We start from the raw sequence: 15,266 nt of genomic DNA, 5'->3' as shown, positions 1-15,266 counted from the left end.
AATCTAGCAGCCCTTTTTTTATTTATGTTGTTCTTTATAAATACTTGTTAATTAATTTAAAAATCAACTTGAACTATAATTTTGAAAAAGTTGAGAATTGTAAGTAAACCTATAACCGATTAAGGTAACGAACCATTTGTAATAAGGCTACCGGATTCTTATAAGACAGATTATGTTTATTAATATACGCCTCCATTGATTCTTCCTTTTCCTGAAATATGTTCTCCATATCTTTCTTAGGATTCTTAAGCGGGATAAAATTGTTCTCTGGAGTAAGCAAATAAAATAGATTTAGTTTAGCTATCTGGTAAGTATCTCCTTTATAATAGGCGCCATTCGTTTTGTACGGTTCGTAGTACCTCCCCATAGAAGTATAAGCTGGAACCGGATCCAGGTTTCTGATTGTAAATACCGATCGGTTTATTAAGGTATATTTTCCCTCGGCTAGAACTTCAAAAAAAGTTAACTTTTTATATGAGTTTACCTGACCTTCTTCTGACCAATTAAAGGGTTTATAAGTTTGAATGATACCTTTATCTCCGTTAAAAACTTTAAAACACTTTACATTAACTGGTGAATAGATCAGAATTTCCCCATCTGCCAACGTAACCTGAACCAAATCCTTGTTATGGTAATAAGAAATTGGTCCAACCAGCGTATCACCAGTGTTTAAAATAATTTCCCCCATAGCCCAGTCTTGTTTCTGAAGGCTTTGAGCACTTACGGGCATTAAGCAACTTAATATTACTATCAAAAGTGTACCATTTAATAAATGGCTAAGTTTAAGTAACATGTTATATCGTATTAAGAGCGTAAACTACCTGGTTCATCAGGCCTGAATAGTACTTTAATACTAATCAGGTTCTTTATTTCCGGTAAAATTATTACTTTATACGATACAAAAAATAAGGGTTTTAGCTTGTAAATGAGCAGTTTAAAAAAATACTATTTAAAATATAGCAATACAAGGTCTTTAAAATCAAATATTTATATTTATTAGTTAATATTCTGAAACTCAATCAAAAATTTACACTTCATATAAAATCCATGCTTTTCATAAATTAATTAATAAATATTTTTACAATCACTGCTATTCCCTACCGATAAAATACTTTCACTAAAGCTAATTTGTAAGGATATATCGTCATTATTTGTATTGAGGAAAATGACATAACTTCTTGTAGTTTAAAACCAAACCAAGTGTAATTAACAGGTTCAGTTATACATAGAGTAAGGTAAATAAATTTAAAAAAAAGGTGTGTAACCCCCAATTACAATTTTGGGCATTCCACACCTTCACCTTTGACTTTGTTTAGTTTGTTATATTTTTATTCCAGCGTTTTTGTTTCTAAAATTCACCTTTCATTGTTTCTCAAACAGGTATCTAAGTGTAATATATTAGAATGCTGTTTGATATAATTACAGAATTAATTACTAATAAGAAGCCTATTTATACCTTGACAGATTCATTTAAGGAAAAATCAAGGTTAAGGTTTTTTACCAGTCGTCGTAATTCATAATATTGCTTTAAAAGCTTCTCGTACCTGGGTTCGCTCTCTTTTAACGCCTCCCAAGGAGGTATGACTTCCTCTTCTAATTCCTGTTTGTCTTTTAGGTACATCTCTCCTTGGCCGGTTAGCAGCCAATAAACATTAAGCTCCGGGAACAGCTGCACTAAAGTTTTAAGCTGCTCTATCGAAAGGTTTTGCCGTCCGGCTTCTATATGCGCTACTCCCGCTTTACCAAGGTTTAATAATTCTCCAAATGCTTCACCAATTAATCTTTTAGACTTCCGAAAAGTCTTTAATCTTTCACCAATAGTACCATTTACCATATCTTAAGGATTTAAGTAAAACATATTTCCTGAAATTTATTTCTGCATTACCATCACATCATTCATCATGAAGGTAGTACCGCCACTGGCATCAATGTTATATACTTTCTGAACACCTCCGGCATATTCCATTTTTTGCAATACCGTATGCACGGTGTAGTTACCAGTCTTATTATCCAGGCAAAGCACCTCCTCCCCAGCTGCAATTTCACCTATTTTGCGATTACCTTGTTGGGTAAGCATGGGGTGGTTAGGAGTTGCTTCCAATATTTTACTTGTTAATTTTATTTCTTTACCTTCTTGACCTGCTTTTTCAGTAGCAGAAACCACCACTAGCCGCGTAATAGCATAATTTTTGGCTTCGTGGGCTATCAGACCTTTTACTTCCACTTTTGTTGTTTTTTTAGTTTCTGGATCAATGGTTAAGACCTGGTCTCCGGCTTTTACCTGATGCAAAAACTTTTTTTGCCCATTTGCCATGGCCACCAACTGGTCACCGGGAAAACAGATATCGTTGCCGTAGGTGGCCGATTCCACTTTCATGTCTTTACCCTGGTTTAAAGCTTTGTACTCCTGAAAAGAAAGCTCTTTGGAAAGCACATAGGAAAGTTTCAAAACAAAGTTTTTTTCTTCTTTATCAATGGCATGTATGTCTTCAAAATACTGTTCCCAGATTTTGCCTTCCGTTTTAAAGCCTGGCAATAATGCCCTGTATTGTTTTCCTTTTTCGTTGGTATAGAAAATCATCGTACCTAATTCTTGCATGCCATCTTTGGCTAACAACCGATAAAGATCTATGCGTTTTTTCAATCCATCGTCGCCAGTAATAAAATAAGGTTTCCGGCTTTCATACCTATCTAAAATATATGCATTTTCGAATTTTACATAAGTTTCATTATCAAGATCTTTTATAGAAAAGCTTTTTGCTTTTTGATATTCCGATAAAGTTAAAGCCCGGGAGTCATCAACTGGTTTAGCCTCTGAAATACAAAGACTTCCAACAAACATTAGCGATAATATACTTTTGCGCATAAGGTGTAGATTTTTAAGTAAATAAATCAATTTGTAAACCTCAGGCCGCTTCATAAACCGGCCTGAGGCAGGTTATTTTTTAGGACACTTGCCGGAAAGCATCGGCAAAGGCTTCCATCTCGTCCATTCGGCCTATACTGATGCGGCACCAGTCTTTACCAGAGAACTTCCATTGTCGCACCCCAACGCCTCTTTTCATTAATTCTGCCACAAACTTTTCACCATCCATTTTTAGCGGGAACATTACAAAGTTGGTAGATGAAGGGATATACTCATAGCCTTCTTTTTTCAGGACATCATATAAGTACTTTTTAGAAGCCAAGGTCTTTTTTAAAGCATCCTGTAAAAATTCTTTATCCTGATAGGCGGCCAAAGCAGCCATTATAGAGGTAGCAGAAATACTAAACCCGCCAGCAGTGTAATTACTTAAAGCTTTTACTAATTCTGGTTGCGCCACTAAGTAACCCACCCGCAATCCGGCAAAGCCATAAAGTTTAGAGAAGGTACGGGCTACAATAACATTCTGGCCTTTATTAATACAATCCATTACAGAAGCAGCCTTCGGATCGGGCAAATAATCGATATAGGCCTCGTCTACAAAAACAGGTACTTTTTTAGAAACCCGCTCACAAAACGCCTTTAGTTTGGCTGTATCTACAACTGTTCCGGTTGGATTATTAGGGTTACAGATGTACATCAACGAAGTGCTGCTATCCACCTTTTTTTCCATAGCGTCCAGGTCTAGCTTATGATCGGCAGTAAGCGGCACTTTGGTCCAGACGGTACTAAAATCTGTGGCACTTCTGGGTAAACTGGCATAAGTTGGATCGCCGGAAACAATATTAGACCCATTTTTCTCGCTGTAGTACATGGCAGCGGCCAGTAACAAGGGCGAAGATCCGGCTCCCATTAAAATATTTTCAGGCTTTACCCCTTCGTGCTCAGCAATTTTGTTTACCAGTTCTCGTGTATAAACACTTGGATATTGATAACTATTATCTAAAGCCTCCATAACGGCTTTTTTAGCTTTTGCCGAAGGCCCGAATGGATTTTCATTAGCATTTAATCTAGCTTTTAGCGGTGCAGGAGCCGCTAATACCACACTTTCATCAGTTGCCAGGTTATAACTTGCTTCGGCAATTTTTTTTCGGGTAGAACGGGAAGGCAAAGCCAAGAGAGAATTGGATGCTCCAGAGAATAAAGTAAGTCCTCCGGCTAATAGCGCACTGGATTTTATCCAGTTACGTCTGTTCATTGAAGATGCCATAGTAGTAGTTGTTTAGATGTAAAAGTGTTTGATATAAATTGAGTTATTGATTATTAGCCTTTATTGGTGGTGGTAGGATATTGGACGGACTGCTCGGTAACCCGCCCGTGCAGGGCTGTTACCACACTTCTGGCTGATTCAAAAGCGCCAGCCATCCAGGCAGTCAGGTAGGTGGTATGTTCTCCGGCGAAGTAGACGTTTTTATCTGGTTTTAGAAGCGCCGGATAATGCGATTTCCGATCTTCACTGCTATAAACGGCCCAGCCCCCCATATTATATTTGGTTTTGTGCCAGCTTACAGAGAAGGAATTTTCGAATTCTTGTTTGTATTGTGGATGAATAAGGCTTCCTTTTTCTAAGGCAAATTTTTCTCTTTCTGCCATAGACATTTCGCCTACTCTTTTAGCTTTATCATTAAAATTGTAGCAGCCAATGAGCACTCCTTTTTTACCCAGGTAGCCGTTTGATGGATAAAATATTTGAGTTAAGTCGTTATTGGTGTGGGTAATCCCACCAAAAATATGTTCATCTTCTTCCCAGAAACGTCGTTTAAACTGTAAGCCGATTTTTCCGGTTTGAATGTAAGGAACAAAATCAATGGCTTTACTTACTGGCGATGAGAAGTTGTGATCGATGTTACTTAAAACGGGCAAAGGCAATGTACAAATACATAAATCACCCAGAAGCTCGTGTTCACCGGTTTTGTCTTTATAAATAACCCTTACCCCATCCGGTAAATTATGCACTTTCTTTACTTCAGCCCCCAATTTTAATGACGGACTAACTTTCTTTTCCAGCGCTTTGGCAATATTATCCATACCACCTACCGCTTGGAACATAGTCATTTGCAGTTCATAGGTATATTCTGCTACGTTATAGAAATCCGGATCCAATAATCCTGACTGTATAATATCCACTAGCTTATGCGGATCGGCCAGTTTACCTGATTTTTCGCCAGCTCCGGGCGCCTCCAAATAACCCCGGCGTGCAGATGCTTTATAAAGTTTATCAATATCCAGGCCGCCTTCAGCCCGCAGGTATTCAATTACTTTAGCACCATCTTCTTTACTCATGGACATATCAAGTTTGTCCTGATCCAATGCTTTGGCCAGTAATTCACTCGTATATCCCCGCATATCATTATGAATTTCTCGGGCCCTAACTTTCTGGTTAGACAACCTTCCTTTGCCTTCGCTGAAATAATATGTGCTTTCATTTACGTTATTGTAAACTTCAATAGGCACTCCTAATTCCCGGCAATAATGCAAGGTAAGTTTATGGTGATGCGGGATCCGGGATGGGCCGGCATTGAAATACATACCTTCATCGAAATTAGACGTGAGAATTGGTCCACCTTCTTCCTGGTTTGTAGAGCCCTTCCGGACACTAAACACCCTTCCTCCTGACCGGTTACGGGCTTCTAATATAGTGGTACGATAACCTAATTTATTTAATTCGTAAGCTGCCGTCATCCCGGCTAAGCCTCCACCTAAAATAACAACATGTTTTTGTTTACCGGTACCTGTTAAAGAGAAGGCATGGGCAGGAGCTGCTGGCATTAAGCCTAAGGCCATTAATGCCGGATAAGCTGTTCCGGCTAATACAGCACTTTTATTTAAAAAGGATCTTCTTGATATTTTTTCCACCTAAATACAATTAAATATTTATCAAAGTATCTAGGCTAAAGGTATATTTTTTACATGATTTATACCAAACTTTTACTTATTTTTAAAGTTACACTTATAAAAGTATTCACTTTTGTAAAAAAGTGTACAAATTTGAACATTGCATGCCCATTTTTTACCCCAGTAATTGAATATGATTAAATATTTAACAATGGATATAATAAGGATTTTATACAATTTTTAATTTTCTACTTCTTATTTTATAATAATGACCAGTTAACTATTGATAAAACTGCACTGGATAAATAAAATACTCTTAAATAAATGACCTATTTTCTCAAACAGCAGTTAAATGAGCAGAAAAAAACGGGACAATTTGTTAAGTTCAGGTTAGTTTTCACTAAATTGATTTTGTAAGTAACCTTATAAAGTCAAGGAAGCACATTTAAAATAAGCTTTATAAGGAAAACTTTTTTAACCTCTGCCAACCACTCCTACCATCACCATCACCTACCCATTGCATTCTTATCTACTTTTAAACCTTTTTACCTCTGAGACCAACCTCTTAATCCTTTAATTTTATTAAACCTTATGCGCTATTCTTATTTATCTATGTTGGCTATTTGTTTTTACTCAACGGCCATTTTCGCTCAAAATCCAGCAAAACCAACTTCCCGAAACAAAAAGATTATTCGGTCAGATCAGGCACCGCAACCTATCGGCCCTTATAGCCAGGGCGTAATAGCCAATGGCCTGCTTTTTATTTCAGGACAATTAGGCATTAACCCGGAAACAAAAGTTCTGCTAAATGAAAGTTATGAAACCGAAACTACGCAGGTAATGGAAAACCTAAAAACTATATTAAAAGCTGCTGGTCTGGATTTTAAAGACGTAGTTAAAACCACAATATTTGTGAAGGACATCTCCCAATTTGCCAAAGTAAATGAAACGTATGGCAAATACTTTGTTTCGGAGCCGCCAGCCCGAGAAACGGTTCAGGTGGCCAATTTACCTGGTAATGCCAACATCGAAATATCCATGATAGCAATAACAAAATAAAAGTTATTAGAAATTAAAAAGAGGTTTTAGCTAACTAAAACCTCTTTTTAATAATTTAATTATGTCTCCTCTCCTTAAGAGGATTACCTATCACCAATTAGCCCAAATCCAGAAAAAATTACAAGAGAATATGGGTTTTAAATTACCAGTTTTTTCTAATTCAAACTACTACGGGAGGTGGCCGCTACATTTTCTTTAGCAATAAGATGAATGGTATTTACCAATCGATCTAAATCTTTTAAAGGAGTGTAAACATGGGGTGTAACCCGAACACCACTAATATTTTCCCACACAGTAGCAGATGTATGAATTCTGGCTTTTTTAAATAATTCAGCAGCTACCTGGCCAGGTGACATTCCTTTAATAGCGAAGGTAGCCAAGGCACCGGAAAATTCGGGGTTTAACGAAGTTTGGGTAGTAAACCCCGGGATATCCAAGCATTTTTCAACCCAATAGTTTTTAAGATAATGAAGCCTTTTTTGCTTTCGCTCATCACCAATGGCATTATGAAAATTTATAGCCTGACCAATGGCCATTTCTGTAGGAAACGAACGGGTACCCAAACGTTCAAACTTGCGTATATCGCTGCTATTGGGATCTTCAGCCGCCAAAAGCGTCCAGAGTTCTTTAATACGAGATTGCTTTACATAAAGCATTCCGGTACCAAAAGGCGAACTTAACCATTTATGCAAACTGGTACCATAATAATCACCTTCCAGGTCAGGTATCTTATAGGCTATATGAGCAAAAGAATGCGCGCCATCTATTACTACCTGAATAGCGGTATTAAACTTTTTAGCTGCCCGGCTTATTAAAGCAGCAGGCATAATCTGCCCCGACCAATTAATCAGGTGTGTAATCATAATCACCTTGGTTTGAGCGGTAAAAGCTTCCTGATATTTTCGTACGATTAGCTGATTATCCTCAATAGGCAAATCAAGGTTAATAAATTTAAGAACAATACCCTCCCGCTTCTCCCGCTGTTTCCAGGCATTAATCACATTAGGATAGTCTTGTTTAGTTAACACCACTTCATCTCCCTTCTGGAGATTCAAACCAAAAATTATCGTTTCCAGCGCTTCACTGGCATTACGGTTTATAGCAATTTCTTCCGGGGAGCAACCAGCTAAATCAGCAAGTTTTATCCGCACCGACTCCCGCCCCTCGTCTAAGGTACGCCACATATAATAGGAAGGCGCTTCATTACTTAATCGGTTGTACTGATCCAGGGCATTTTGCACCACAATTGGTTGCGGACTTACACCCCCATTATTTAAGTTAATCACATTAGGCGACGAGGAATAAGCCTGTTGAATAAAACCCCAATAATCTTCCCGACTGGTTACGTCTTCTGCAGGTGCTACTTTAGGTGCAAACAACTGTTGCTCTTTACCCAAAGCTGCGAGACCAGTTGGCAAGGTAACCAACCCGGCTATACCACTTAATTTTTTTACAAAGCCTCTTCTGTTGGAAGTAAAATTTAAAGCCATAGGTTACTATTTAAAGGTTGGCAGAATTATCTTTAAACCCAGCAACTGATTTTACTGGAGTAGCAAATTATTAGCCCCGCATTTGCTGCATAGCTTCATTTATAGCCGCTACCACTACTTCCGTTTGTTTAGGATCGGGGGTAGTATTCCAACTGCCCCGAATTGCATTGCCTCCTAATACAATACCGTCTTTTCGCGGAATGATATACCCATGCGGTGTAGTGAGACGATAATTTATTTCTGGCTGCGGAATTAAAAAAGAAAGCTGACCCGAAATAGGCATTAACTCTTCGTCACCAAATAAAGCCTTTGACCCCAGACCCGTACAATTAACCACACAACGTTCTGGTAATGCATCCACATCTTCTAACGTTTTAAATTCCCTGATCTTAATTTTACCGCCATAACTAAAAAAGTCATTAGTGAGCTTTTGCAAATAAGAAGGGATATTGAACATCATAGTAGGTTGCACGGTAACTGCATCCGCTTTAAAAGGATGCTCGCGCCGGGATAAAACCCTTCTGGCCGGCAATTGACCTGGAACAGACAATACAGGAGCCTCTCCTTTTACAGATGCACTGGATAATAAACTATAATTATCAATCCAGGTAACCAAATCGCCTAATCCTAATAAATTCTGATACGCCTGAAATGAATAACGGCAAGCTTGTTCCCAGGTACTTTTAAATTGAGGTGTAATGCGATCTTCTTCGCAGAGCAAATGAGATGGCGACCACGTACCGGTTGCCATACTGGAGGTAATTTTAGGCCATAATTCTTTTGCATAAATGGTTACCTCTTTTCCCATTTCTTGCAGCAACCGGGCCGAGGTAAGTCCGATAATGCCACAACCCATAATAGCAATCTGTTTTTCTCCGGTAGCCGCCGCATTTGCGGCAGCTATATTCCCGGTCCCCCAGGAAAGAGAAAATCCACTTCCGCCATGACCATAATTATGAACAATGGTTTTTGACCCCAGCTTTTGCACCTCCAGACGAGGCCCTGAAAGCCGGTAAGGCCGGAGGCCAACGGTTTCTTTAATCACCCTATCCAGCGACACCTTCACCCTGGGCAAATTACGGGCAGTGCCAGATGATTCCATGTTCCGGTAAATACTGTTACCCGACGTGCAGGAACTGGCACCCATGGCTAGCGCCAGCCCCAATGCACCGGATTTATATAAGAAGTCACGACGATCCATCCAATTAATTGTTTAAGAAAGCGATTTACTTAACTGAAACCCGCATTAATTTAGCAAAACCTTGCCCTTTAACAGATCCGCTCCACTCCAGGCTAACGGCGTTACCCGCTTTTGGAGTAGCAACCCCTAACTCTGACCAGGTTTTACTTAAAATTGCTTTTCCCTTTTGGTCTGTAGTAATGCTGGCAATAACATTATTATTTAACCTAACCGTAACAGCCAGGTTAGAAACCGGGATTGAATCAATGCCGACAGCATGGTTTAAGATGCCGCTTTTATCTAATTCATAAAAAGTTGCCGATACATTAACTGCTTCACCTGGCAAGAAAGTTGATCCGTTGGTAACAACCAGCACCGGAGAAACCACCCGGTCAACTACCATTTCTTCTTCTTTCTCACAACTCATGAAGGAGAGACTTAAAACTGCCAAGGCGGCAACTAAAAATGTTTTATAGGATGCTATATTTTTCATGTTTTTATCTTTAAAATTGAATATTCCTGATTTATTTTTCTACCCACCACATTTTAGTTTTCAGGTTATCGGTACCGCCATTCAACTTAATACCCTCATCTAATTTTTGTCTGTTCAAAGAGTATTCTGTTGAGGGATACTGCAGGCGGGTAGGCATAACACCATCATTCATGAATATAGCACGGGGGTCAGCCGGTGGTAACACAGGATATCCGGTTCGCCTGTATTCGGTCCAGGCTTCAATACCCTGGCCAAATAAAGCAATCCATTTTTGAGTAAGAATATTTTCTTTAGTTGCAGGGCCAGCAGTAGCCAGGTAAGTAGCTGGCATAGTTAGTCCATATTGCGTGAAGGAAGCAGCAATAGCTTTTTCGTAGAACTCCTGAGCACTCCCGGAAACATCGCCATCCAGGGCAGCTTCGGCCAAAGTAAACAGCAGTTCAGCATAACTCATCACCACACTTGGCGTGCTTGTTTGCAAGAAGTAAGTGCCAATTTTAGCACTACCAGCCAAATAAGTAGTTGCAATAGCATCTGGCAAGCCATTGGGCACACCCACATATTTACCTGCTACCGGCTGACCAAATACGGTTAAACGGGGATCATTCAGCGACTCTAGCTTATCAACCAAGGTTTTACTCAGGTTCCAGTCGGTGCGGCTTTCCTGCACCATTACCTGGTTCCATTCATTATTACTAGGCAAACCATTAGCATTAGTAAGCACGGCATAATCCGTATTACCCGTAAAAATCGGATACTTAGCCGGATCGCCCATTATTTCGGCCATTACCGCCCGAGACTCACTTGGCTTTTTGGCTGCCTGTCGGTTTGCCAATTTCAAGCGAAGCGAATTAGCAAACTTTTTCCAGCGCAGAATATTACCATTGAACATGATATCACCAGAGACAGCCGGACCACCAACTACCAATTTCTCATTAGCCGTTTTCAGATCATTGATTAAACCGGCATAAACTTCTTCCTGCGAATCATACTTGGGAGTATAAATGGGCGTGCCGGCGGTTCCCTGCAAGGCTTCACTGTAAGGTATGGCTCCGTAAACATCTGTAAGAATGGAAAGCACCCACGAACGCATTACTAAACCAATACCTTCGTAATTAGTATTAGGCTCAGCTCCATTAGCTCCCGCCTGAATGATAATCCGCTGGAAGTTAAGGAGCGCATCATTATAGAAACCTTTCCAGTTATTGGTATAATAAGCCGGGCTCATGTTGTAGTTATCACCCTCATCTGAGTAAATATTACGCGCCAGGTATTGCACCCATAACATACCACCGTCCAGGTTTATCCGTTCAAAGCGGGCACGGTGCCCCCAATACCGGTCCACGCTGGATTCTATACCGGCTGGCAACAGAACCGACGAACTAACGGCTGAAGGTTTGTTAGGACTAATATTCATTTGCTCGAAATCTTTTGTACAAGAACTTACCACAAAGATCCCGGCAGAAATTACAACTGCTTTCTTGATGTTTTTATATATCTTCATTTTCGTGTCTCTTAATTTAAAAAATAGACCAGGAACTGCGCTTAGAAACGAATATTTAAGCTGGCACCTATACTTCTGCTGCTAGGTAAAACACCGTAAGTAAAACCTTGTGCATTACCACCGTTAGCATCTACTTCCGGATCAATGTGAGGTGTATTTTTGAACAGGATGGCTAAATTGCGACCTACTAAAGTTATTCTGGCAGATTGTGCTTTAATCTTATTGCTTAAGAAGGATGGCAACTCATACCCTAAGGACACCTCTCTTAATTTCACATAAGAAGCATCAAATATGGCGGATTCGTGGTAGGTACGCGGATTGTTGTAGCTATAGAAAAGCTTTCCATCTGCTATCACGTCGTTAGGCACATAAACAGGAGCCTCCGCAGTTCCAACATTCTTTACGCCTTTACCAATCACACCCTCTTCCCTGCCAATCGCAGTTTCTGCGTATTGACCAGTCCAACGAGCTGTTCCGGTACCTTCATCAAAAATATCACCGCCTTTGCGAACATCAATCAGAGCGCTTAAAGTAACACCTTTAAAACTTAAGGAGTTTGAGAAACCACCTATCCAATCAGGCTGCACATTACCTAAAACTGCCTGACCGGTAGCTACCTGAGGCAAACCGTCTTTATAGATAACTTGTCCGTCCGGAGCCCGCTGAAATGCAGTACCATAAAACGTACCGTAAGGCTGGCCAACCCGAGCTTCTAAAGATGTACCACGAGTAGTGTGTAAGGTATAGGTAGTTAAACCTTCTGCTAAGGCAACCACCATGCTGCGGTTACGGGCAAAGTTTAGAGCCACATCCCATTGTAAGCCATTTTCTAACTTAATTGGGGTACCGGTTACCATCAATTCTACTCCTTTGTTAGTTACCTCACCTGCATTCAGGAACCGGCGGTTGTAACCAGTTGCTTTAGATATTTCTACCCCCAGAATCTGGTCTTTGGTGCTTTTTGTATAATATGTTGCATCGATGCCAATTCTACCACCCAGGAACCGGATATCTGCTCCAACTTCCTGGCCCGTAGTAATTTCTGGTTTTAGAGTAGCATTATTTATATCAGTACTTTCACCAAAGCTTGGGATGGCGCCATTCCAAGGTGATTTGGCGTCATACAATTGGTAGAGCTGATAGGGATCGGCATCATTCCCGACTTGTGCCCAGCTTGCCCTGACTTTTGCGAAAGACAGCACGTTGTTCCTGATTCCTAATAAGTCCGTTACAACACCACTCAGGGAAACTGATGGATAGAAGAAAGAATTATTAGTTAATGGCAGCGTACTGGACCAATCGTTACGGCCGGTAACATCTAAGAATAAGGAGTTACGGAAACCAAATTGTGCCGCAGCAAATAAACTTTGCACATTAAATTTCTGGATTTCGCTGGCGTTTATGTTCGGGCTGGCATTGTTATTTAAGGTATAAAGCCTGTCAATTACCAACTGATCTACCTGAGCATAATTGCGTTTGTAATAATTTTGGCGATATACACCACCAGCCTGTCCGCTAAAAGAAAAGTCCTGACCAAAATCCTGCTTATAAGTAAGCATCATGTCGTGGTTGGTTTCCTGGTTGCGTAATACTTCTTCGCTGTATTGGCCGGCCCGGAAGTTTCCGTTCGAAACCCGGGCAAAGCGGCTTACATTTATCCGGGTATCACTCCAAACATCGGTACCACTTCTAACCATTAAGCCTAATTTATCAGTAAAAGCATAAGATAAAGACATGTTACCACGCAGCCGATCCTTATCATTGGCATTTGTTAAGAATTCCTGCTCGTAAAAAGGATTAGTAAAGAAGGTATGTTGCCAGTTTGGAGGAAGATTATCACCAGGACGTTGAATATGCACCCCGGCGTAATCACGCCAGTTTTTTAACTGATCCCATGAAATGCTGCGGTGTGCCCAGATAAACTCCTGTCCTGATTGGTAGGAACGGTTATCAGATCCTGATTTAACATATTCGCCACTTACTACGGCTTTTAATTTAGGCGTTATATTATAGGTAGTATTTACTTCAATGTTGTTTCGTTTAAAATCATTATTAAACATGATTCCTTTCTGGTCTAACTGACCAAGCGATAACCGGAAGCTACCTTTATCATTACCACCAGTAAGGGCTACACTATTGGCGTAGGTGCTGCCGGTTTCCCAGAATTCTTCCCAGTTGTTAGGATGAGGAGTTAAAGGAGCTACACCGGTTCCAGTATACCATTGCCGCACCAGCCGGCCATCCATTGGGGCGCCCCAGCTTTCATCTGTACCAGCCGTTCCGGACAACGGCGCATTAGCACCATACGCTGCCCGATATTGCTGAACTTCAAGCGGATCAGTGATTGCACCGCTTCTTCCGTTTGTATACCAGGTACGGTTACCATTACCACCTCCATAAATATTCTGGAAGTTTGGTTTTACCAAAGGTCTTTCAAAAGTAGAGCTGGAACTTATCTCTAAACCCAGACCTTTAGTACCGGCACCGTTTTTAGTGGTTATTAAAATAACTCCATTCGCTGCCCTGGAACCATAAAGCGCCGCAGCATTAGGACCTTTTAACACCGACATAGAGGCAATATTTTCGGGATTTACCTCTGAAATACCTCCCCCATACCGGTTAGAATTTGATTGCTGAATTGGAACACCATCTATTACAACCAATGGCTGATTATTGCGGCTTACCGACCCCATTCCCCGGATTACGATATTGGAACTGCTACCAGGCCCGCCGTTACTATTAACCTGCACCCCGGCTACCCGGCCAGAAAGCGCATTTGCCACGTTAGCAGATTTTACCTGTGCTAACTTTTCACCACTTACTTCCTGAATAGTGTATCCTAAGGCTTTTTTCTCTCTTTCTATACCAAATGCTGTAACCACCACTTCGCCTAGTTGTTTAGCATCCAAACCTAACGCTACATTTAAGGAAGTTTGATTACCGACGGAAACCTCTTTGGTTAAATAACCAATAAAAGAAAACACCAAAGTACTATTAGGAGCACACTGGATAGTATAATTACCATCTACATCAGAAGCTGTTCCAAGATTAGTACCTTTTACAAGCACCGTTACTCCTGGAAGCCCATCGCCTCCAGCCTCTGAAATTTTCCCGGTAACTTTTAAATTTTGCGCTATTGCCTGCGTAACAAACAAAATAGCGAGAAAAGAAAGTAGAATTTTTCTCATAAAATTTCATTTAAAATCCTCACTGTTTTAGAAAATAAATAATGTACAAGACTTTTAACCTAAAATTCTTAAGGTTAAAAAACTGCGGGTTTAACTTTAATCTTTAACAGGCCTATTGTTAAATATTTGTTAGATTTATATTTACATAGTTAAATTTTTTTAACCATAAAGACAATTTTTTTGAAAAATTTACAACAGGAGCAAAAAGTTAAACAATATGTAAGGCTTGATTACAAAGATTCCTTTATAATTACTTTTTAACTGACAAAATTTAAAGCAGTATTCTAGCCTTTTTTAGTTTTTCTAAAATTCCCGCTCATTTTTTGATTGATAAATTTAAAATATGATCGATTTACCTCTATTACCCTTTGTTTTTTTCCTCATTAAAACAAAAGCTTACTCATCTAAGCTACTTTAAGTAAAAACCAGATGTTTATTAACACCTTATTTAATTTAGGTGATAAGGATTCTAATAAGATGTGCTAAATGTAAATGCAGGATAAATTGGATACCGGCCAGAGATTTAGAAGCAATAATCTGGGAGCGCTTTGTGTTTTTTAAAAAAACCTTATAACTAATACAATAACCCGAACA

The 15,266-nt window shown here is 39.8% G+C and carries 11 protein-coding genes; 1 reads left to right on the top strand and 10 read right to left on the bottom strand.

The genetic code is table 11. The features are described from left to right. Positions 1-109: 109 nt before the first annotated feature. From ADHAQ_RS0117270 to ADHAQ_RS0117250, 5 genes are all read right to left on the bottom strand, one after another. Positions 110-793 carry a hypothetical protein gene (locus ADHAQ_RS0117270; protein WP_026464003.1) on the bottom strand — a complete coding sequence of 228 codons (684 nt, stop codon included), beginning with the start codon at positions 791-793 and terminating at the stop codon, positions 110-112. Positions 794-1,450: 657 nt separating this feature from the next. Then, the gene (locus ADHAQ_RS0117265) at positions 1,451-1,834 is read right to left on the bottom strand and encodes a helix-turn-helix domain-containing protein (protein WP_026464002.1); all 384 of its coding nucleotides are present in this window, start codon (positions 1,832-1,834) and stop codon (positions 1,451-1,453) included. A gap of 36 nt (positions 1,835-1,870) precedes the next feature. Then, positions 1,871-2,866, bottom strand: a complete 996-nt coding sequence (locus tag ADHAQ_RS0117260) for a Hint domain-containing protein (protein WP_169728009.1) — start codon at positions 2,864-2,866, stop codon at positions 1,871-1,873. A gap of 79 nt (positions 2,867-2,945) precedes the next feature. After that, complete coding sequence (locus ADHAQ_RS0117255) at positions 2,946-4,133, bottom strand: pyridoxal phosphate-dependent aminotransferase (protein ID WP_026464000.1); 1,188 nt, start codon at positions 4,131-4,133, stop codon at positions 2,946-2,948. A 53-nt stretch (positions 4,134-4,186) separates the two neighbouring features. After that, a complete protein-coding gene (locus ADHAQ_RS0117250; protein ID WP_342667294.1) occupies positions 4,187-5,779 on the bottom strand; it encodes a flavin monoamine oxidase family protein in 1,593 nt (530 codons plus the stop codon). A 570-nt stretch (positions 5,780-6,349) separates the two neighbouring features. Between ADHAQ_RS0117250 and ADHAQ_RS0117245 the strand changes: the two genes are divergently transcribed. Further along, positions 6,350-6,817: a RidA family protein gene (locus ADHAQ_RS0117245; protein WP_084523887.1), complete on the top strand. Its 468-nt coding sequence runs from the start codon at positions 6,350-6,352 to the stop codon at positions 6,815-6,817. 155 nt (positions 6,818-6,972) lie between these two features. Here the strand turns inward: ADHAQ_RS0117245 and ADHAQ_RS26120 are convergent, their stop codons facing one another. The 5 genes from ADHAQ_RS26120 to ADHAQ_RS0117220 all read right to left on the bottom strand — a co-directional run bounded on the left by ADHAQ_RS26120 (position 6,973) and on the right by ADHAQ_RS0117220 (position 14,672). Beyond that, complete coding sequence (locus ADHAQ_RS26120) at positions 6,973-8,307, bottom strand: aminotransferase class V-fold PLP-dependent enzyme (RefSeq protein ID WP_034256894.1); 1,335 nt, start codon at positions 8,305-8,307, stop codon at positions 6,973-6,975. 70 nt (positions 8,308-8,377) lie between these two features. Continuing rightward, positions 8,378-9,508, bottom strand: coding sequence for an FAD-dependent oxidoreductase (locus tag ADHAQ_RS0117235; protein ID WP_026463997.1), 1,131 nt, complete (start codon positions 9,506-9,508; stop codon positions 8,378-8,380). Between the two features lie 25 nt (positions 9,509-9,533). Continuing rightward, the gene (locus ADHAQ_RS0117230) at positions 9,534-9,980 is read right to left on the bottom strand and encodes a hypothetical protein (RefSeq protein WP_026463996.1); all 447 of its coding nucleotides are present in this window, start codon (positions 9,978-9,980) and stop codon (positions 9,534-9,536) included. 31 nt (positions 9,981-10,011) lie between these two features. Further along, entirely contained in the window at positions 10,012-11,484 is a 1,473-nt protein-coding gene (locus tag ADHAQ_RS0117225) for a SusD/RagB family nutrient-binding outer membrane lipoprotein (RefSeq protein ID WP_051359995.1), read from the bottom strand. 41 nt (positions 11,485-11,525) lie between these two features. Continuing rightward, positions 11,526-14,672: a SusC/RagA family TonB-linked outer membrane protein gene (locus tag ADHAQ_RS0117220; RefSeq protein ID WP_026463994.1), complete on the bottom strand. Its 3,147-nt coding sequence runs from the start codon at positions 14,670-14,672 to the stop codon at positions 11,526-11,528. Positions 14,673-15,266 lie beyond the last annotated feature (594 nt).

Origin of the sequence: Adhaeribacter aquaticus DSM 16391 (assembly GCF_000473365.1) — a bacterium.
Lineage (GTDB): Bacteria > Bacteroidota > Bacteroidia > Cytophagales > Hymenobacteraceae > Adhaeribacter > Adhaeribacter aquaticus.
This window is presented reverse-complemented; position numbering and strand designations above follow the sequence as displayed.